17 protein-coding genes are annotated in these 18,682 nt (G+C 75.7%); 7 read left to right on the top strand and 10 right to left on the bottom strand.

What is annotated here, in order from left to right; translation table 11 throughout:
* Position 1: 1 nt before the first annotated feature.
* Entirely contained in the window at positions 2-2,560 is a 2,559-nt protein-coding gene (locus tag ACH4PY_RS06835) for a helicase-associated domain-containing protein (RefSeq protein ID WP_398176723.1), read from the bottom strand.
* 163 nt (positions 2,561-2,723) lie between these two features.
* On the opposite strand from ACH4PY_RS06835, the gene ACH4PY_RS06840 reads away from it, so the two are divergent.
* The 3 genes from ACH4PY_RS06840 to ACH4PY_RS06850 all read left to right on the top strand — a co-directional run bounded on the left by ACH4PY_RS06840 (position 2,724) and on the right by ACH4PY_RS06850 (position 4,372).
* Positions 2,724-2,921 carry a hypothetical protein gene (locus tag ACH4PY_RS06840; RefSeq protein WP_398176725.1) on the top strand — a complete coding sequence of 66 codons (198 nt, stop codon included), beginning with the start codon at positions 2,724-2,726 and terminating at the stop codon, positions 2,919-2,921.
* Between the two features lie 110 nt (positions 2,922-3,031).
* Positions 3,032-3,328 (top strand): PIN domain-containing protein, encoded by a 297-nt coding sequence (locus tag ACH4PY_RS06845; protein ID WP_398176727.1) that lies wholly within the window; start codon positions 3,032-3,034, stop codon positions 3,326-3,328.
* 75 nt (positions 3,329-3,403) lie between these two features.
* Positions 3,404-4,372, top strand: coding sequence for a hypothetical protein (locus ACH4PY_RS06850; protein ID WP_398176729.1), 969 nt, complete (start codon positions 3,404-3,406; stop codon positions 4,370-4,372).
* A gap of 19 nt (positions 4,373-4,391) precedes the next feature.
* Here ACH4PY_RS06850 and ACH4PY_RS06855 read toward each other — a convergent pair whose 3' ends face one another.
* From ACH4PY_RS06855 to ACH4PY_RS06870, 4 genes are read right to left on the bottom strand one after another with little or no spacing between them, the layout of a single operon-like run.
* Complete coding sequence (locus ACH4PY_RS06855; protein WP_398176731.1) at positions 4,392-5,420, bottom strand: ABC transporter substrate-binding protein; 1,029 nt, start codon at positions 5,418-5,420, stop codon at positions 4,392-4,394.
* Positions 5,421-5,446: 26 nt separating this feature from the next.
* Positions 5,447-6,352, bottom strand: a complete 906-nt coding sequence (locus ACH4PY_RS06860; protein WP_398176734.1) for an ABC transporter ATP-binding protein — start codon at positions 6,350-6,352, stop codon at positions 5,447-5,449.
* Positions 6,349-7,425: a FecCD family ABC transporter permease gene (locus ACH4PY_RS06865; RefSeq protein WP_398176736.1), complete on the bottom strand. Its 1,077-nt coding sequence runs from the start codon at positions 7,423-7,425 to the stop codon at positions 6,349-6,351. The genes ACH4PY_RS06860 and ACH4PY_RS06865 overlap by 4 nt, the downstream gene beginning before the upstream one ends.
* Positions 7,422-8,420: a FecCD family ABC transporter permease gene (locus ACH4PY_RS06870; protein ID WP_398176738.1), complete on the bottom strand. Its 999-nt coding sequence runs from the start codon at positions 8,418-8,420 to the stop codon at positions 7,422-7,424. The genes ACH4PY_RS06865 and ACH4PY_RS06870 overlap by 4 nt, the downstream gene beginning before the upstream one ends.
* Positions 8,421-8,541: 121 nt before the next feature.
* Here ACH4PY_RS06870 and ACH4PY_RS06875 point away from each other — a divergent pair, with 121 nt between their 5' ends.
* The gene (locus tag ACH4PY_RS06875) at positions 8,542-9,222 is read left to right on the top strand and encodes an HAD family hydrolase (RefSeq protein ID WP_398176740.1); all 681 of its coding nucleotides are present in this window, start codon (positions 8,542-8,544) and stop codon (positions 9,220-9,222) included.
* 29 nt (positions 9,223-9,251) lie between these two features.
* Here ACH4PY_RS06875 and ACH4PY_RS06880 read toward each other — a convergent pair whose 3' ends face one another.
* Positions 9,252-9,491, bottom strand: coding sequence for a hypothetical protein (locus ACH4PY_RS06880; RefSeq protein WP_398176742.1), 240 nt, complete (start codon positions 9,489-9,491; stop codon positions 9,252-9,254).
* 167 nt (positions 9,492-9,658) lie between these two features.
* Between ACH4PY_RS06880 and ACH4PY_RS06885 the strand changes: the two genes are divergently transcribed.
* A complete protein-coding gene (locus ACH4PY_RS06885) occupies positions 9,659-10,042 on the top strand; it encodes a cold-shock protein (RefSeq protein WP_043180173.1) in 384 nt (127 codons plus the stop codon).
* 123 nt (positions 10,043-10,165) lie between these two features.
* On the opposite strand, the gene ACH4PY_RS06890 is transcribed toward ACH4PY_RS06885, so the two are convergent.
* The 4 genes from ACH4PY_RS06890 to ACH4PY_RS06905 all read right to left on the bottom strand — a co-directional run bounded on the left by ACH4PY_RS06890 (position 10,166) and on the right by ACH4PY_RS06905 (position 13,796).
* Positions 10,166-11,107, bottom strand: coding sequence for a 1,4-dihydroxy-6-naphthoate synthase (locus tag ACH4PY_RS06890; protein WP_398176745.1), 942 nt, complete (start codon positions 11,105-11,107; stop codon positions 10,166-10,168).
* Positions 11,094-11,783: a futalosine hydrolase gene (locus ACH4PY_RS06895; RefSeq protein WP_398176747.1), complete on the bottom strand. Its 690-nt coding sequence runs from the start codon at positions 11,781-11,783 to the stop codon at positions 11,094-11,096. Before ACH4PY_RS06895 ends, ACH4PY_RS06890 begins: the two co-directional genes overlap by 14 nt.
* Before the next feature lie 4 nt (positions 11,784-11,787).
* Positions 11,788-12,279 (bottom strand): hypothetical protein, encoded by a 492-nt coding sequence (locus tag ACH4PY_RS06900; protein WP_398176749.1) that lies wholly within the window; start codon positions 12,277-12,279, stop codon positions 11,788-11,790.
* 140 nt (positions 12,280-12,419) lie between these two features.
* Positions 12,420-13,796: an MFS transporter gene (locus ACH4PY_RS06905; RefSeq protein ID WP_398176751.1), complete on the bottom strand. Its 1,377-nt coding sequence runs from the start codon at positions 13,794-13,796 to the stop codon at positions 12,420-12,422.
* Between the two features lie 268 nt (positions 13,797-14,064).
* On the opposite strand from ACH4PY_RS06905, the gene ACH4PY_RS06910 reads away from it, so the two are divergent.
* Together ACH4PY_RS06910 and ACH4PY_RS06915 are read left to right on the top strand one after the other, a co-directional pair.
* Positions 14,065-14,925: a DUF3027 domain-containing protein gene (locus ACH4PY_RS06910; protein WP_398176753.1), complete on the top strand. Its 861-nt coding sequence runs from the start codon at positions 14,065-14,067 to the stop codon at positions 14,923-14,925.
* Positions 14,926-15,403: 478 nt separating this feature from the next.
* Positions 15,404-18,607 carry a sacsin N-terminal ATP-binding-like domain-containing protein gene (locus tag ACH4PY_RS06915; RefSeq protein ID WP_398176755.1) on the top strand — a complete coding sequence of 1,068 codons (3,204 nt, stop codon included), beginning with the start codon at positions 15,404-15,406 and terminating at the stop codon, positions 18,605-18,607.
* Positions 18,608-18,682: the final 75 nt, after the last annotated feature.

An 18,682-nucleotide genomic window follows, 5' to 3' on the forward strand; every position in this document is an offset into this window, starting at 1 on the left:
CTCAGGCGGGGTCGTCGGCGAGTTCGGAGACGCCCGTGATGCGGTGCAGGGCGAAGGTGCGGACCTCGTCCGTCGTGTGGTCGTACGCGGTGACGTGGCCGCCCTCGACGCGGACCGGGGCGATGACGCGCTGGGTGGCCGTGCCCTCCGCGTTGACGTAGCCGATCCACAGCGACTGGCCGGTCAGGACGGCGGCCTGCATCGTCGCGAGGGTCTCGGCGGAGGGGCTGCGCGGCAGCCCTGGTGGGGCGGTGTCGGCCGGGGCGCGGCGGACGGCGGTGGCCGCGCGGTCCCCGGCGCGGATGGCCTTGACGGCGAGCCCCAGCAGGTTGGCGTCCGGGACGGGCGGCCCGTCCGGCACCGGGACGGGGGCGCTGCGCGGCGGGGTGCGGCGGGCGTCGGGGCGGGTGATGAGCACGTCGCCGTCGGCGGACTCCGCGGCCGGGGCCAGGCCCATGTCGCGCAGCCGCTCCAGCAGCCCCGCCGGGTCGGTCTGCGAGGCCAGCACGGTCGGGGCCAGCCGGCGCAGGCCCAGGCCCGAGGCCCGCCGGTCGGCGAGCAGCTCGGTCAGCAGGGTGTCGTCGTCGCAGCGCAGATACGCGGCGGCCGCGCCGACCCGCAGCGTGCCGTGCCGCCGGGCCACGTCGTCGATGAGGTAGGCCAGCGGCTGCGGTACGGGGGTGCGGGAGTGCTCGGCGAGGAAGGACTGCAGCTCGGCGGCCGTACGCCCGGCGTCGAGGGCGCGGCGGACGGATTCGGGCGTGAAGCGGTAGACGGTCGCGCCGCCCTTGGACTCGATGTCGGCCAGCACCCCCAGCGTCTCGGCGAGCGGCGCCACCAGCGGCCCCGGGGCGACCGCCGTGAGATCCGCCTGGAGCAGCACATGGTCCAGCGGCTCCGGCAGCAGCGGCGCGAGCTTGGCGGCGGCGCGCCCCGCGGCGGCGTCCGGCGAGGCGATCACGTCGCCGGGGGAACCGGGGGAACCGGGGGAGCCGGGGGAGCCGGGGGCACCTTGCGGCGCCGCGTCCAGCAGCGGGCGCGCGTGCGCGGCGAGCGCCCCGCGACCGGTGACGCCCAGCGTCTCCGCGTCCTCCAGCGTCCAGCCCACCAGGTCCGTGCGCAGCGCGTCCGCCCCCGCCCGCAGCGGCCGGTCCCAGCGCAGCCGGGCCAGCAGCTCGCCGGGCTCCGCCGCGGAACCCGGCGGGAGGCCGGCCAGCACCCGCAGCACCGCGACCCGTACGTGCGGGGCGAGCGAGCGGTCGAGGTCGGGCCCGAGGGCGGCCAGCGCGCGGCCCTTGGCGTCGCGCGTGCCGACCAGGCCGGGCGTGCGGGTCGCGGCCAGCCACGCGGTCGCGAGCGCGGCCCACTGCCGTTCGGCGGTCAACAGCAGCCACTCGTCGGCGGCGGGGGTGGGCGCGTAGGCCTCGTCCACCTCCCCGTCGGCGGCGACGAGACCGGCCGCGTAGGCCAGCTCCAGCCAGAAGGCGGCGCGCGGCTCGGTGAGGTCGAGGGCGGCGGCGGTGCGGCGCAGGTCGCGCACGCTCAGACCGCCCGCGCGCAGCACCGCGGGCCCGCCCGACTGCCACTCCTTGAGCAGGTCGGTCACGGTGCGTACGGCGGTGAAGGCCTGGCCCGCGGCGGTGGCGTCCACCGTCTTCGCGGTCCTGGCGACCGGTGCGACCTGCGGCGGCACCGGCTGCGGGGTGCGGTGCGCGCGGCCGGCCCGCAGGGCGAGCGCGGCCTCCCGGGGCAGCACGACGTTGTGCTGGCCCACCGGCAGCAGCAGGCCGCGGGCCAGCAGCCACTGCACGGGTGTGGCGGCCTCCTCGGCGCGTATGGCCACGGTCGCGTCCCGCACCTCGCCGTACGGCGGCCCCCACACCAGCCGGTCCAGCACCGCCCGCACGCCTTCGGGGGCCCGCGCCAGCAGCGCCGCGAAGGCGTCCAGGTCGGCGAAGAGCGCCGCCAGTGCCTCCACCGCGCTGGCCGGGTCGTGCGTGGCGCCCAGGCCCGCGTCGGCCAGCAGCTCCTGGAGGCGGGCCGGGGACATCCCGGCCGTCGCCTCGGCCACGGTCGGGCCGAGGCCCGTCGAGGACGGCATCGACGCGGACGGCGCGAGCACGTCCCGCGCGGTACGCACCAGGCGCAGCCGGTCGTCGTCGCCCCACACCAGCCCGCCGTCCCGCAGCGCGCCGACCGCCCGCGGCAGCTCGGCGGCGACCGCCGCCGCCTCGGCCTGCGCCAGCGGCTCCCCGAGCCCCGGCCGCGCCTCCCGCGCGGGCAGGCCCGTCATGAGCCCGCTCAGCTCCGCGTAGGGGCAGCCGTCGGCGGTGAGGGCGAGCGCCTCCGCCGTCTGCCGTGTGAAGGCGTCGAGGTGGTCCAGGGCCCGCGCCACGGACGTCCGGGTCGCCGCGCGCGTCGCCAGCTGCGTCACGTCGGTGGGCACGGGCGCGATGAGGTCGGGCCGCGCGCGCAGCAGCCGTACGAGCGCGTCGTCGTCCCGCGCGCGCAGATCCTCCGCGAGGGTGCGCGGCGCGCTGCTCTGGCCACCGGTCGTCATCCGTCCCACAGTAGGCCCTGCCCACCCCACCCGCGCCCGTGGTCGCGCACTCCGCTCGCCTCCACCACCCGGCCACGCCCCCGTGCGCCGGGCGCCGCCGCGGCTACGGCCCGTATGCTGACCGGTAGCCGACCGCAGCCCGTACCCGATCCGTGGAGTCCGGATGAGCACACCCAACGCGGACCACACCGACCACCCGCCGATCAGGCCTCGACTGTCCGTCGAGGAAATGCTGGCGGCCAAGAACACCCAGCCGATCCGCTCGCTGGACGACCTCCTGGCCGACACGTTCGAGTCGGACGAGGAACTGGCGGAGTTCCTGGCCTTCACCCACGCCGAGCGTCACCACGACGCCGCCTGAGCCGCCGCCGTGCAACCCGTCATCCTCGACACGGACGTCGCCTCGCTCACGCACAAGGGCAGGCTCACCGGCCCGCCCGTCTGATCGGCCGCAGGCCGGTCATCACCTTCGTGACCCTCGGCGAGCTGACCAAGTGGACCGAGATCCGCCACTGGGGCGCCCGCAGCCGTCAAGAACTGGCCGACTGGCTCTCCGGGATGCCGGTCCTTCCCGGCGACGAGCCCGTGGCGGCGACCTGGGGCCGCCTGTCCGCCGCCGGTGTCCACCGCGGCCGGCCGCGGCCGGTCAACGACATGTGGATCGCCGCGTGCTGCCTGACCTACGACCTGCCGCTCGCCACCCTCAACCTCAAGGACTACGAGGACTTCAGGACCTACCACGGGTTGCGCGTCCTCGGCGCCGAGTAGCGATGGCCGCGTGGGCCGTGGCCTGACGAGCCGCCCGGCCGGTACCGTCGGCGAAGGCCTGTGGAGGGAGCGGCGGTGGGGGTCGAGAGCGACCGGCTGGTGTTCGACTATCTGAGCCGGGTCGGCGACCTGGCGCAGACCGCCATGCCCGCCGCGCAGCGCATGCAGCTCGTCGCGCAACTGCGCAGCGACATCGAGCGGGAGCGGCGCGGCGCGGAGTCCGACGCGGACGTCAAGCGCATCCTCGGGCGCATGGGCAGCCCCGACGAGGTGGTCGAGGCCGCCGCGGGCAAGCCCGGCGCGGAGCGGCGCGAGGAGCCCCCGCCGCCCGCACGGGAGCCGCGGCCGGGGTCGTACGGGCCCTACACGGCCGGGCCCGGTGTGCCGCGGCAGCCGAAGGGCGCGGCCCGGGAGGGCGGCACGGAGGGGCGCGGCGGCCCCCTGTGGTGGCAGGGCGGACCCGGCGGTGGCGGCGGGCGGCCCGGCGAGGAGCTGGACGGGCTGCCGGGCATGACCGGCGGCATCTTCATCCCGGACGACGACGAGGAGCTCGACGCCGTCGGCCGCCCCCTGCCGAAGGAGGGGACGGGCGAGGACGAGCCCGCGCCGGAGGAGGCGGGCGCGGCCCCCGCCGTCGAGCCCGCGCCCGTGGCGCCCGCCAGGAGGCGCCGCCTGCTGCCCCGGCTGGCGGGCGGCGGCGGGGCGCGCCGCTGGGGCAGCCCCATGCTGCTGATCGCCGCCGCGCTGCTGGTGGGCGGCGCGGCGGTCGGCTCCCTCGTCCCGCTCGGCCTCGGCTGGCTGACGGCATGGCTGTCGCGCAAGCTCAGCCGCCCGCAGGCCAAGTTCGCGGTGCTGTTCATCCCGGGGGCCTTCGCGGCCGGGATGGTCGTGTGGATCTGGGGCCGCGACGTCGGCAAGTGGGGCAGCCCGATCGCCAAGGGCCAGGTGGGGCAGGCCTTCCAGGACAGCTGGCCGCTCACGCTCCGGCTCGCCGCGGTCGGTACCGCGCTGTATCTGCTGTGGCGCAGCCGCCGGTCGGCGTGACCGGCCCGCGCCCCTTCCCCTAGCCCTTCGTGAGGTCCTGCTGGAGTTCGTCGAGCACCTTGGCGGCCGCGGTGTAGCCGATGCCCTGGTACCACAGTTCGTCGTCCACCCGGTGGGCCCGGCCCGCGCCGACGGCGGCGAGCTGCTTCCACAGCGGCCCGGCCGTCACCTCCGTCTCCTTGGCGGCCTTGGGGTCGCCGTAGGTGGCGTAGAAGAGGTCGTCGCCGTCCGCCTTGTCGATCTGCTCGGGGCTGACGTCGACGCTGAGCCGGCCGACGTTCTGCGCCGCCGGGCGGCCGAGGCCGACGTCCTTCAGGACGGTGCCGATGTAGCTGGCGTTGCCGTACAGGCGGATGTCGGCGCCCTCGACGAAGCGCACCATGCTCACCCGCGTCGCCGCCGCCTTCGTGCTGCCGCCGAGCGCCGCGGTGACCTGGGCGACGTGCTTGTCGTACGCGCGCACCACCGCGGCGGCCTGCGCGGTACGGCCCAGGGCCGCCGCGTGCAGCTGGAAGTTGGCCTTCCAGGGCGCGCCGGTGGACTCGGTCAGCACGGTCGGGGCGATCTTCCGCAGGGCGTCGTAGTGCGCGCCGTCGCGCACCTTGCTGCTGAGGATGAGGTCGGGGTGCAGCGCGGCGACGGCCTCCAGGTTGGGGCTCGCGATGGCGCCGACGTTCGCGATCCCGGCGACCTCGTCCTTCGGCAGGTAGTCGAGGAAGCCGCTGCTGGTGCCCGCGCCGGTCGCCCCGACGGGCTTGACGCCGAGGGTGATCGCCGAGTCCAGCTCGGCGGTGTCGAGCACGACGACACGTTTCGGGTGGTCGGGGACGGTCACCTTGCCCATGGCCGTGTCGACGCTGTGCGTGCCGCCGGACGGCTTCCCGCCGTCGCCGGACGAGGACGAGCAGGCGGTCGCGGTGAGCGCGGCGCAGCACGCGAGAGCGGCGAGCACGGCTGCGGGACGGGCAGGGCGAGCGGGACGGGTGGGGCGAGCGGGACGGGCGGGGCGGGCGGGGCTGGACGAACGGGCGCTGCTGGTACGGGACATGGCGGTTCTCCGTTCAGGCGTGCCGGTCAGTGGTGCGGGGGCGCGGTGCCGTCCTTCGGGGACGCGGGTGCCTGCCAGGGCGCGCCGGGGACCACGAGCGGGTCACCGGTCACCGGGCACGGTACGACGACCGACTCCAGCCCGAAGACCTCGCGGACCAGCCCGGCGGTGACCACCTCGGACGGCGGGCCCTCGGCGACGATCCGCCCGGCCTTCATCGCGACCAGGTGGTCGGCGTAGCGGGCGGCCTGGTTGAGGTCGTGCAGGACGGCCACGACCGTACGGCCGCGCTCCCGGTTGAGCCGCCGCACCAGGTCCAGCACCTCGACCTGGTGGGCGATGTCGAGGAAGGTCGTGGGCTCGTCGAGCAGCAGCAGGTCGGTGTCCTGGGCGAGGGCCATCGCGATCCAGGCGCGCTGCCGCTGCCCGCCGGACAGCTCGTCGACCAGCCGGTGGGCGAGGTCGGCGGTCGCGGTGCGCTCCATCGCCTCGGCGACCAGCCGCTCGTCCGACTCCGACCACTGCTGCCACCACTTCTGGTGCGGCTGGCGGCCGCGCGAGACGAGGTCGGCGACGGTGATGCCCTCGGGTGGCACCGGTGACTGCGGCAGCAGTCCCAGGGTGCGGGCGATCTGCCGGGTCGGTACGCGGGCCAGCTCGGCGCCGTCCAGCAGCACCGCGCCCGCGCGCGGCCTGAGCAGCCGGCCGAGCGCCCGCAGCAGCGTGGACTTGCCGCACGCGTTGGGACCGACGATGACGGTGACCTGACCGTCCGGGATCTCCAGGTCGAGACCCTCGACGACGGTCCGCTCCTCGTACGACAGCGTCAGCGCGCGGGCGGCGAGCCGGTTGCGGGGCGGTCCTGCCGCCTCCGGCCGCGCGGCGGGGACGAGGGCGGGGGCGGCGGTCGCCGCGGGCTCTGGGGTCGTCATGACGGATCTCCGGAACGGCTGCGGCTGCGCACGATCAGCCACATCAGACAGGGCGCGCCGACCGCGGCGGTCATCACGCCGACGGGCAGCTCGGTCGGCGAGAACAGCTTGCGGGCCAGCAGGTCGGCGACCACCACGATGAGCGCGCCGGTCAGCGCGGAGGCCAGCAGCGGGATCTGCGCGGAACGCGTCAGGCGGCGGGCGATCTGCGGCGCGAGCAGCGCGACGAAGTCGACCGGGCCCGCCGCCCCGGTCGCCACCGAGGCCAGGACGACGCCCAGCGTGACCAGGCCGAGGCGGATACGGCCCAGCCGCACCCCGAGCGCGGTCGCGGTGTCGTCGTCGAAGGACACGGTGCGCTGCGCCCGTGCCGCCCACAGCGCGCACGGCAGCGCGACGAGCAGCACCAGCGCGAGCGGCCGCGCCTCGTCGTAGCCGCGGCCGTTGAGCGAGCCGGTCAGCCACACCTTGGCCTGCTGGGCGACCAGGTAGTCGCCCTTGGTCATGAACAGCTGGGTGATCGACGACAGCGCGACGGAGAAGCCGATGCCGATCAGCACGAAGCGCGACGCGTGCAGCCCGCGCCGCCACGCGAAGAGGTAGACCAGCGCGGCCGCCCCGAGCCCGCCGGCGACCGACAGGTAGGGCAGCGCGGTGTACGAGGTCACCCCGTACGTCATCGCGGCGACCGTGAGCGCGCCCGCGCCGTGGGTGACGCCGATGACGTCGGGGCTGGCGAGCGGGTTGCGCGCGACCGTCTGGATCAGCGCGCCGGACACGCCGAACGCCGCGCCGACCAGCAGGCCGAGCACCAGCCGCGGTTCGCGCAGCTCGCCGACCACCAGTTCGTCGGGGCTGGGGCGGCCCAGCACGACCTTCAGCACCTCGCCGGGCGCCACGAAGGACTCGCCGACGCACAGGTAGGCCACGCACGCCGCCGCCAGCAGCAGCGCCAGCACGCCTGTGACGGCGAGCGAGCGCCGGTGCACCAGGAAGGAGCCGCGCCCGCCGGGGCGGACGACCGTGTAGCCCGCGGGCCGCACGCGGCGGCGGCCCGTGTCCGTCGCGCTCACGCCGCCACCACCGCCCGGCGCCGCACCAGCGCCACCAGGAACGGCACCCCGATGAGCGCCGTCATCACCGCGACCGGCACCTCGGACGGCGGGAAGACGATCCGCCCCACCACGTCCGAGACCAGGATCATGACCGGGCCCAGCAGCAGCGCCATGGGCAGCACCCAGCGGTGCGCGGTGCCGACCAGCGCCCGCGCCAGGTGCGGCACGGCCAGCCCCACGAAGGCGATCGGCCCGGCGGCCGCGACCGCGGCGCCGGTCAGCACCGTCGCCCCCAGCGCCCCGAGCAGCCGCAGCAGCGCCACGTTCTGCCCCAGGCCCTTGGCGACGTCCTCGCCGAGCGCGAGCGCGTCCAGCCCGCGGGCCATCGCCAGCACCAGCAGCAGCCCGGCCAGCAGGAAGGGCCAGATCATCCCGATGATGTGGGTGTCCCGCCCGGACAGCGAACCGACCTGCCAGAAGCGGTACGTCTCCAGCGTCTGCGCGTCCGTCGTCAGTACGCCGGAGACGATCGAGGTCAGGAACGCGTTCATGGCCGCGCCCGCGAGCGCCAGCTTCACCGGCGACGCCCCGCCCCGGCCGCGCGCGGCGATCGCGTACACGGCGACGGCGGCGGCTCCGGCGCCCGCGAAGGCGAACCAGACGTAGCCGCTGAGCGTGCCCACCCCGGCGTACGCGATGGCGCACACCACGCCGAGCGACGCGCCCTGGCTCACGCCGAGGATGCCGGGCTCGGCGATCGGGTTGCGGGTGATGCCCTGCATGACCACTCCGGCGACCGCGAGGGCCGCCCCGACCATGATCCCGATGACCGTACGCGGCACCCGCAGGCTGCGGACCACCTCGGCGTTCTGGCTCGTGCCGCCGTGCAGCAGCGCGTCCAGCACCTGGTCCGGGGGTATCGCGCGGCTCCCGACGGCCAGGCTGAGCAGCACGGCGAGCAGCAGGGCCACCGCCGCCGCGGCCATCCAGCCGGTGCGGCGACGCAAGGGCATGACGAGCGGTCCTCCGGAAAGCGGCGACCGTCGGACGCCGGGCATGAATTAGCTTAGGCTGCGCTAACTATACGCCCAGGCCCAGGTCACCTCAGGGGTGAGGTTGACCCGTCAGGTGACAATGGGTGCCGTGACCACTGAGACCACTGATCTGCGCTCCGTGCCCTCGACCGCGGTGCCCTCGGCCGGGCCGGCCCTCACGGTCGGCTTCGACCTCGACATGACGCTGATCGACTCCCGGCCCGGCATCAAGGCCGTGTACGACCGGCTCGCGGCGGAGACCGGTGTGTTCATCGACTCCGACCTCGCCGTCACGCGGCTGGGACCGCCGCTGGACGAGGAGCTGGCCCACTGGTTCCCGGCCGAGCGCGTGCCGGAGATGGCCGACCGCTACCGCGAGCTGTACCCGCACCACGCCATCGCCCCCACCCCGGCGATGCCCGGCGCCGTGGAGGCGGTGGCGGCCGTCCGGGCGGCGGGCGGCCGCCCGGTGGTGGTGACCGCGAAGTACGGCCCCAACGCCGAGCTGCACCTCGCGCACGTGGGCATCGAGGCGGAGCTGCGCGGCTGGCTGTGGGCGGAGGCCAAGGCCGAGGCGCTGCTCGAATGGGGCGCCGGCATCTACGTCGGCGACCACACCGGTGACGTGCGGGGAGCGCGCGCGGCGGGCGCGCTCTCCGTGGCGGTGGCCACCGGGCCGTGCAGCGCGGCGGAGCTGCGGGCGGCGGGGGCCGATGTCGTACTCGCCGACCTCGGTGATTTTCCCGGCTGGCTGGCCGCCCACACCTCCGCGGCGGCCTGACCGCCGGATTCACGCCTGTGGGTGACCCGTCAGGCCTGCGGGTGACCCTCGGGCCGCCGCTGGGCCAGCGCCGACCGCAGCAGCCCCAGCAGTGACAGCGCCAGCCCCACCCCCATCAGCATCGAGACGAAGTACGCGGGTGTCGGCAGCCGGTGGGTGCCCAGCAGCAGCGGGGCGACCGTGACGAGGGTGCCGACCGCGCCGACCATGAAGACGACGGCGCCGGTCCTGACGAGCAGGTCGCCCGCGCCCCTGGTTTGTTTGCTCACCGGACAAGGGTAGGTCCGTTGCGTGAGGCGCGGGGGAACGGTGCCTCGCCGTCTTGTCACACGGCATCTGGCCATTAGCCTTGGTGTCGGCGGGTCTCCGGTGGGCCCGCTGCTGTCTTATCCAGAGCAGTTTCGAGCAATATCGAGCAATGAGGACGAGGTCGGACGTGCCTACCGGCAAGGTCAAGTGGTTCAACAGCGAGAAGGGCTTCGGCTTTCTCTCCCGCGACGACGGCGGCGATGTCTTCGTGCACTCCTCCGTGCTGCCCGACGGGGTCGCCTCGCTCAAGCCCGGCCAGCGCGTGGAATTCGGTGTCGTCGCCGGCCAGCGTGGCGACCAGGCGCTGTCCGTGACATTGCTGGACCCCACGCCCTCCGTCGCCGCGGCCCAGCGCCGCAAGCCCGACGAGCTCCTGCCCATCGTGCAGGACCTCACCACACTGCTCGAAGACGTCGCCCGCTCGCTCCAGCGCGGCCGCTATCCCGACAAGGCGCACGGCCACAAGATCGCGTCCGTGCTGCGCGTCGTGGCCGACCAGCTGGACGTATAGCCGACAAAAGGCGGCGCCTTACCGGAGGATCGAACTCCGGTAAGGCGCCGCCGTTTTCCGCCGAATCCCCGGCCGGGTGCCCGCGGGCTCCGCGGGCGGCCGCTTGCCGGGATAGCCGGAATTTCAGAAAGCGAGCGCGTCCGCGCCGAGCGCCGGCACGAGTCCTTCGGCCGCCGCACGCGTCAGCAGACCGCGTACGGCCGCGTAACCGGCCTCGCCCAAATCCGCTGTGAATTCGTTCACATACAGCCCGATGTGCTGGTCGGCGACCGCCGGATCCATCTCCTGCGAATGCGCGAGCACATACCCGCGGGACGCCGCCGGGTCGTCCCACGCCATCCGCACCGACGTGCGCGCGGCCTCGGCGAGCGCGTGCAGCCGCTCCTTGCCCAGCGAGCGGCGCGCGATGATCGCGCCCAGCGGGATCGGCAGCCCGGTCGTGCCCTCCCAGCGCTCGCCCATGTCCGCGAGCTTGTGCAGCCCGTAGTTCTGGTAGGTGAAGCGCGCCTCGTGGATCACCAGCCCCGCGTCCACCCGGCCGTCCCGCACCGCCGGCATGATCTCGTGGAAGGGCATCACCACGATCTCCCCGACGCCGCCGGGCACCTCGGCCGCCGCCCACAGCCGGAAGAGCAGGTAGGCCGTCGACTTCTCGCTCGGCACCGCCACCGTCTTCCCCGACAGGTCGGTGCCCGGCTCCCGGGTGAGCACCAGCGGCCCGCAGCCGCGCCCCAGCGCCCCGCCGCAGGGCAGCAGCGCCCAGTCGTCCAGCACCCACGGCAGTACCGCGTAGGAGACCTTCAGGACGTCGAACTCGCCGCGCTCGGCCATCCCGTTGGTGATGTCGATGTCCGCGAACGTCACGTCCAGCGGCGGCGCGTCCGGCACCAGGCCGTGCGCCCAGGCGTGGAAGACGAAGGTGTCGTTCGGGCACGGGGAGTAGGCGATCCTCAGTGCCTCTGGGCCGTCCCCTGGGCCGTTCCCGGCGCCGGGGGTCCCGCCGGGGTTCCCCCCGGGAAGGGGAGTGGGCGTGCGGTCGTCCGCGCCGCTGCTAGCTGTCGTCATGTCCTGCCTCAACCTCCAGTACACCGGGGAGCGTCCCGAACGCCGCCGTCAGCGCCGCCAGCGCGTCGCCGATCCGCCAGGCCGCGCGGTCGCGCGGGCCCACGGCGTTGGAGATCCCGCGGATCTCCAGCACGGGTATCTCCAGATACGCCGCCGCCTCCGCCACCCCGAAACCCTCCATGCCCTCGGCCACCGCTCCCGGGTGACGGGCCGCCAGCTCGGCGGCACGTTCACCCGTACCGGTGACCGTGCTGACCGTCAGCACCGGTCCGTAGGCGGCGCCGAGCGCGTCCGCGACCGCCCGGCTCAGCGGTGCGGGCGGGCGGTGCTCGGAGCGGCCGAAGCCCAGCTCGGCGATCGGGGCGAAGCCCTCGGGGGTCTGCGCGCCGAGGTCGGCGGCCACGATGGACCGCGCCACCGCCAGCGAGCCGACCGGCGCCGCGGGCGCGAAACCGCCGCCGATGCCCGCGCTGACCACCAGGTCCGGGCGGCGGGCGGCGTCCTCCACGAGCAACCGGTACATCGCCGCGGCCGCCGCGGCCGCCGGGCCCGCGCCCACCGTGGCGACGTCGAAGCCGCGCGCGGCCTTCCCGGCGGCGGCCAGGCCCGCGCGCACGGCCTCCCGCTCGGCCTCGACCGCGGTCAGGACCAGGACGCGGCGGCTGCGCCGCGCCATCGGGCTACTGCCCCCGGATCAGGTTGACCTGGATCACCCGGTAGGAGTCCTCGCCGCTGGTGTCGGACGACTCCACGATGTTCAGCGTCACCTGCTTGGCGGTGCTGGTGCCGCCGGTCGTCGGGTCCTGCTGGTTGAACAGCTGCTCGCTGTCCACCGACCAGTACGTCTTGTCCTTCAGCGGCTCCGGCGTCACCAGCGTCGTGCCCGACGCGATCAGCCAGCCCTTCTTCGCGATGGACGGGTCCACGCCGATCCGGACCTTGTCGCCGACCGGCACCGTGATGTGGTGCTTGGGGGTGACCTGAAGGCACGCGAGGAAGACGTTCTGTTCGAGCTTCTTGCCGCCGTCGAAGCACTTGTCGGCGGCCTCCGCCTGCACGGTCTTGCCGCCCACCGTCACGGTCGCCATGGCGGTCGGCTTGTCGCAGGCGGTCAGGACGACGAGCCCGAGGGAGAGGGCACCAAGGGTGGTGGCAGTACGGCGAATGCTCATGGCAGGAGGCTACCGGGCGGTCGCCCCCAGCCCGCGCGGGGGTGCGCGTGTCCCGGGGCGTACGCCGTACGGGCGCGCGCCCGGCAACGCGCCGGTCAGACGTACGGCCGGACGTACGTGCGGGGTCCGGACGGGACCCCTCAGGCGACCCGGGCGCGGGCCGTACCGCCGCGGCGCGCACCGCCCAGCAGCCCGCGGGCCGACACGCTGAACGCCAGCAGCACCAGCCCCGCCGCGCACCCCATGCCCAGCGGGCCGATCAGCGGCAGCATTATGCCGAGCCCGCCGCCGACCACCCACGACAGCTGGAGCGCGGTCTCGGACCGGGCGAAGGCGGACGTGCGCACCAGCTCGGGCACGTCACGCTGGATCAGCGCGTCCAGCGACAGCTTGGCCAGCGCCTGCGAGATACCCGCGACGGCGGTGAGCGTGGCCACCGTGATCAGGCTGTACCAGCCGGCCGCGACCGTTGCCGCGGTCAGCGCGCACAGCAGCACCGTCGCGATGATCACCTCGGGTCCGCGCGCCTTGAGCCAGGCGCCGAGCGCCGTCCCGAACGCGTTTCCGACACCCGCCGCCACACCCACCACGCCCAGCGACATCGCGGGCGTCAGCCCGCCCAGCGGGTGCTCGCGCATCATGAACGCCAGGAACATCGTCAGGAAGCCGGACAGCGACCGCAGCCCCGCGTTGCCCTGCAGCGCGTGCAGCACCGACGAGCCGACGCCCAGCAGGCCGGGCTTGCGCCCCGGGATCCCCGCGGGCTCGGGGTCGGCCTCCTCGTCCGCCGACAGCCGCACCCGCTGCTCGCCGCGCGCCGAGTCGACCTTCGACGGCAGCGACAGCGACAGGATCGCGCCGCACAGGAAGACCACGAAGGCGCCGTAGAGCGGCCACTGCGGCCCTATCACGTTCAGCCCCGCGGCGACCGGGGCCGCGACCGCCGTGGCGAGCAGACCCGACAGGGTGACCCGCGAGTTGGCCTTCACCAGCGTCGTACGGGCCGGCAGGAGCCGTGGCACCACCGCGCTGCGCACCACGCCGTACGCCTTGGACGCCACCAGCACGCCCAGCGCCGCCGGATACAGGCCGAGGCCCGCCGTCGAGATGACCCCGGCCATCGTCCAGGCCAGCACCGCGCGGGCCATCATCGCCATCGCCATCGCGGCGCGGCGGCCGTGCTGGAGCCGGTCCAGCAGCGGGCCGATCACCGGCGCCAGCAGCGCGAAGGGCGCCATCGTCACCAGCAGGTACAGCGCCACCCGGCCGCGTGCCTCGCCGCTGGGCACCGAGAAGAACACGGTGCTGGCGAGCGCGACGGTGATCATCATGTCGCCCGCGGAATTCACCGCGTGCAGCTCGATCAGCTTGGCCAGACCCGACTCGCCCGCGCCGCCGGAGCGGGTCGCGCGCCGGATGCGGTGGCCCAGCACACGGGCGGGTGTGCCCACGGCGTGGCCGAGGGCGCGCCCGGTGCTGCGCACCGGCCCTCGGCCGGCGGTGACGGTTCGTGCCATGTCGCAATCCTGCCCCAATCGGAAGAGAGCTCACCCCCTCCTTTGCGGGCGTGGTGCGCACAGGTACCGTGCGATCACGCAGAATGGGTGGTAACAGGTGCGCCCGAGGACGTTCGGGCAGGGCCGGATGAGGCAGGGAGACCAGGCGTCGAAGCGGTCCACAGGTCCGCTCCGCTGCAACTCCCCGCATCTCCGTCAGGCTCCTTCCCGCCCGCGAGCGCACACGTGAGACGGCGTAGAGAGAGAAACGATTTCTGTGAGTGCAGCGATGCGAAGCCGTACCCCGGACCGCCTGTGCGCCGAGGCGGTCGAGATGGCCAGGGCCGTCACGCTGGAGGCCGCGGGGCCGGAAGCGGTGGGGGAGCACCTGGGTGTCGCCGCGGAGGGCGACCGGGTCGTCACGCACTACTTCGCCTGCACCGAGGCGGCCTATCGCGGGTGGCGGTGGGCCACCACGCTGACCCGGGCCTCCCGCGCCAAGGTCGTCACCATCGACGAAACGGTGCTGCTGCCCGGCGCCGACGCCGTCCTCGCGCCCGAGTGGGTGCCGTGGAGCGAACGGCTGCGGCCCGGTGACATGGGGCCGGGCGACCTGCTGCCGACCGAGGCCGACGACCTGCGCCTGGAACCGGGCTGGACGGGCGAGGACGAGCCGCGCGGCGCCGTCGCCGAACAGGAGTTCCCGGCGGACGGCGAGGACGCCGTCGTGCCGTCCGTGGCCACGATCGCGGCGCTCGCCGGGCAGCTCGGGATGGGCCGCCCGCGGGTGCTGTCCCGCTACGGGCTGCACACCGCCGCCGACCGCTGGGACGAGCAGTTCGGCCCCAAGACGGCGATGGCGCAGGCCGCCCCCGCCAACTGCGCCAGCTGCGGCTTCCTGGTGCCGATCAGCGGCTCGCTGAGCCAGGCCTTCGGGGTGTGCGCCAACGAGTTCTCCCCGGCCGACGGCCGCCTGGTGTCGCTCGGCTACGGCTGCGGCGGCCACTCCGAGGCCGCGGTCATGCCCAAGCCCCCGCAGCCCGCGCCGATGGTCCTCGACGAATTCCACGACACCGACCCGCTCCCGCTGGGCCGGCCGGTCCGGACCGACGCGGGCGACGACGACGGCGAGGCTCCGACGACCTCCTGAGTCCCCGGACCGGCCCCGGAGCCGGAAACCGGAGCCGGGCCGCTGAAGGCCCCCGGTGCGCCTCCTGCGGCCTCCTGACCGGTCCCGTGCCGGGCACGCTGCCGCGGGGGAGGGCGAGCGTTCCCAGGGGCGCGTGGGGGGCCTCCCGGGCGAAGCTCCGGGGCAGACCGGAGCGACGAGCCACGGCACCGGGACGGCCGCGGCGCCTGCCGCACCAGGCACCCCGCAGCGCGAAGGGCGCGGCGCCGCCTCCCGCAGACGCGCGGGGGAGGACCTTCCCGTCCCGCGTCTGCGTCGGCTCGTCCGCCGCCTCCCGCAGACGCACGCGGGAGGACCCCCGGCGGAGCCCGAGCGCGTCCCGGGCCGCCCGTTCCGGCGGGGCCGTGCGCGGGATGAAGGGCACGCCGAATGGCGGTACGGTCACCGTGCACAGCGCACAGCCCCTGACGGGGCGACCCGGCGAGCGAAGGACCGTACGTTGACCCGCGCAGGCGTAATCCGCACGCCCCTGGAAGGCCACCCCGACCCCTTCCGCACCGCGGACCTGCGCCGGGCGGTCCTGACCGCCTGGACCGCCTCCGCCGCCCGCTTCCGCGAGGACGCCAACGCCGAGGAGGACCTCGCGCTCGGCGGCCACCGCGACCGGCTCGTCGTCGAGCTGGCCCAGAACGCCGCCGACGCCGCCACCCGCGCGGGCGTGCCGGGACGGCTGCGGCTGACCTACCACGAGGCCACCGGCGACGCCCCCGCCGTGCTCGCCGCCGCGAACACCGGCGCCGCCCTGGACGCCGCCGCCGTCGAGTCGCTGTCCACGCTGCGCGCTTCCGCCAAGCGCGACGACGGGCCCGGCGCGGTCGGCCGCTTCGGTGTCGGCTTCGCCGCCGTGCTCGCCGTCAGCGACGAACCGGCGGTCGTCGGGCGCGGCGGCGGGGTGCGCTGGTCACTGGCCGAGGCGCGGGAGATGGCCGCCGCCGTCCCGGGCCTGGACGACGAGCTGCGCCGCCGCGAGGGCCATGTGCCGCTGCTGCGGCTGCCGATGCCCGCGGAGGGCACCGCGCCCGACACGTACGACACCGTCGTGGTGCTGCCGCTGCGCGACGGCGCCGCCGAGGACCTGGCCGGGCGACTGCTGGCCGCCGTCGACGACGCGCTGCTGCTGGCGCTGCCGGGCCTCGCCGAGGTCGTCGTCGAGACCCCGGAGGGCGTGCGCACCCTGACCCGTACCGCCGTGGACGGCGGCGACGTCGTCGTAGCGGACAGCGCCGCGGCCGCGCCCACCCGCTGGCGGGTGGTGAGCGACGGCGGGGCCCTGACCGCCGACCTGCTCGCCGACCGGCCCGTCGAGGAGCGGCTGCGCCCGGTGTGGTCGGTGACCTGGGCGGTGCCCGTCGCTGCCGACGGCTCACCCGCCGCGCCGCGCACCGCGGCCGTCGTGCACGCCCCGACGCCGACCGACGAACCGCTCGGCCTCCCCGCCCTGCTGCTGGCCTCGCTGCCGCTCGACCCGACCCGGCGGCACGCCGCCCCCGGTCCGCTCACCGACTTCCTGGTGGCGCGGGCCGCCGAGGCGTACGTGGCTCTGCTCGCCGCCTGGCGCCCGGTGGGCACCGGTGTCGTCGACCTGGTGCCCGGCCCGCTCGGCAAGGGCGAGCTGGACGCCGAGCTGCGCCGCCGCGTCCTGGACCGGCTGCCGCGCACACCGTTCCTGCCGCGGGCCGCGCCCCCGGCCGCCGACGAGGCCGCGGAGCCCGCCGTGGACGCCGACGCGTGGGACGGCGGCGGCCCGCTCGCGGGGGACGGCCAGGCGCTGCGCCCGGTCGAGGCCGAGGTCGTCGAGGGCGCGGGCGCCGAGGCGGTCCGGGTGCTGGCCGAGGTGCTGCCGACACTGGTCCCGTCCGCGCTGGAGCGCCGCCCGGCGCTGCGGCAGCTCGGTGTCGCCCGGCTGTCGCTCGGCGAGGCCGTGGACCGGCTCGCGGGCACCGAACGCCCCGCACAGTGGTGGTGGCGGCTCTACGACGCGCTCGCCGGCACCGACGCCGACGTGCTCAGCGGCCTGCCCGTGCCGCTCGCCGACGGCCGCACCGTGGTCGGCCCGCGGCAGGTGCTGCTGCCCGTGCCGGGCTCGGCGGAGGGCGCCGACGCGCCCGACCCGGCGCTGCTCGCCCGACTCGGGCTGCGGCTGGCCCACCCGGACGCCGCGCACCCGCTGCTGGAGAAGCTCGGCGCCGCGCCCGCGACCCCCCGGGCGATCCTCACCTCGCCGCAGGTACGCGCCGCCGTCGCCGCCTCGCTCGACGAGGACACCGCGTGGGACGTCGAGGATTCCGGGCTGGACGCCGACGAGCTCGCCGACACCGTGCTCACGCTCGCCCGCGCCGCCGCCCTCGCCCCCGGCGACGAGCCGTGGCTCGCGGCCCTCGCGCTGCCCGACGACGAGGGCGAGCCGACGCCCGCCGGTGAGCTGGTGCTGCCCGGCAGCGAGCTGGAGGCCGTGCTGCGCGAGGGCGAGCTGGGCACCCTCGACCCGGACCTGGCCGAGCGCTGGGGCGAGCAGCCGCTCACCGCGGTCGGCGTGCTCGCGACCTTCGCGCTGGTACGCGCCGCCGACGTCGTCCTCGACCCGGACGACCTGGAGCCGCGCGACAGCGACTGGGCCGAGCCGGACGACGTCGGGCTGCTGGACGCCGTCGACGTGTGGTGCGAGGACGTCCTCGACCAGCTGCCGGAGACCGACGTGCCGCCGGTCGCCACCGAGGTCGTCGGCGTCCGCGACCTCGACCTCGTCGATGACGACGCCTGGCCGCAGGCCCTCGCACTGCTCTCCCGCCCGCCACTGCGGGACGCCGTGACCGCGCCCGTGCGGGTGCTGCTGCCGGACGGCACCACCGAGTCCGTCCGCCCGTACGCCGCCTGGTGGCTGCGCGACCACCCCGTGCTGGACGGCCGCACCCCGGTGGGCCTGCGGACGGCGGGCGGCGACCGGCTGCTCGCCGGGCTCTACGACGAGGCCGAGACCGACTCCGGCGTGGACGAGCAGGTGCTGCGCGCGCTCGGGGTGCGCACCACGGTCACCGCGCTGCTGGACGAGCCGGGCGGCGCCGCGGAACTCCTCGCCCGGCTCGCCGACCCCGGCCGGCCCGTCACCCCTGCGCAGCTGCACGCCCTCTACGCCGCCCTCGCACTCCTCGACCCCGACCAGGTCACGCTCCCGGACGAGCTGCGGGCCGTCGTGGACGGCGAGACGGTCGTGGTGGACGCCGCGGACGCGCTGGTCGCCGACGCCCCCGACCTGCTGCCGCTGGCCGCCGGGCTGCCGCTGCTGCCCGTACCGCCGCGGCTGGCCGCGGAACTGGCCGACCTCTTGCAGGTCCGCAGGCTCAGTGAGGCCGTGGAGGCCGCCGTCGTCTCGCAGGGCGAGCCGCACGATGTGCTGCCCGCCGTCCACGACCTGCTGCCGGGCGCGCCCACCTCGTACGTCGAACACGAGGAACTGCTGCTCAACGGCGACATCGAGGTGGACTGGCGCTACGCCGAGGGCGTCCTGCACGCCGCGACCGTCGAGGGCGTGGCCGCCGGTCTCGCCTGGGCGGCGGGCCGCTGGGAGCGCCGCTTCGAGCTGGCCGCGCTGCTGGAGGACCCGTCCCGCACGGAGGAACTGGCCCGCGACCGCTGGTTCGACTGACCCGCCCGCCGTACGCGCCGCCCCGGCACATTGCCGGGGGCTCGGCATACTGCCACGCGCTGCACCTATGCCACG

It is taken from the genome of Streptomyces sp. NPDC021224 (assembly GCF_044332905.1).
GTDB lineage: Bacteria > Actinomycetota > Actinomycetes > Streptomycetales > Streptomycetaceae > Actinacidiphila.

Bases quoted from the DNA above. Each gene is read 5' to 3' on its own strand.
- ACH4PY_RS06835 (WP_398176723.1), bottom strand. From the start codon at position 2,560: ATGACGACCGGTGGCCAGAGCAGCGCGCCGCGCACCCTCGCGGAGGAT.
- ACH4PY_RS06840 (WP_398176725.1), top strand. From the start codon at position 2,724: ATGAGCACACCCAACGCGGACCACACCGACCACCCGCCGATCAGGCCT.
- ACH4PY_RS06890 (WP_398176745.1), bottom strand. From the start codon at position 11,107: ATGACGACAGCTAGCAGCGGCGCGGACGACCGCACGCCCACTCCCCTT.
- ACH4PY_RS06900 (WP_398176749.1), bottom strand. From the start codon at position 12,279: ATGAGCATTCGCCGTACTGCCACCACCCTTGGTGCCCTCTCCCTCGGG.
- ACH4PY_RS06855 (WP_398176731.1), bottom strand. From the start codon at position 5,420: ATGTCCCGTACCAGCAGCGCCCGTTCGTCCAGCCCCGCCCGCCCCGCC.
- ACH4PY_RS06910 (WP_398176753.1), top strand. From the start codon at position 14,065: ATGCGAAGCCGTACCCCGGACCGCCTGTGCGCCGAGGCGGTCGAGATG.
- ACH4PY_RS06870 (WP_398176738.1), bottom strand. From the start codon at position 8,420: ATGCCCTTGCGTCGCCGCACCGGCTGGATGGCCGCGGCGGCGGTGGCC.
- ACH4PY_RS06860 (WP_398176734.1), bottom strand. From the start codon at position 6,352: ATGACGACCCCAGAGCCCGCGGCGACCGCCGCCCCCGCCCTCGTCCCC.
- ACH4PY_RS06905 (WP_398176751.1), bottom strand. From the start codon at position 13,796: ATGGCACGAACCGTCACCGCCGGCCGAGGGCCGGTGCGCAGCACCGGG.
- ACH4PY_RS06895 (WP_398176747.1), bottom strand. From the start codon at position 11,783: ATGGCGCGGCGCAGCCGCCGCGTCCTGGTCCTGACCGCGGTCGAGGCC.
- ACH4PY_RS06875 (WP_398176740.1), top strand. From the start codon at position 8,542: ATGGGTGCCGTGACCACTGAGACCACTGATCTGCGCTCCGTGCCCTCG.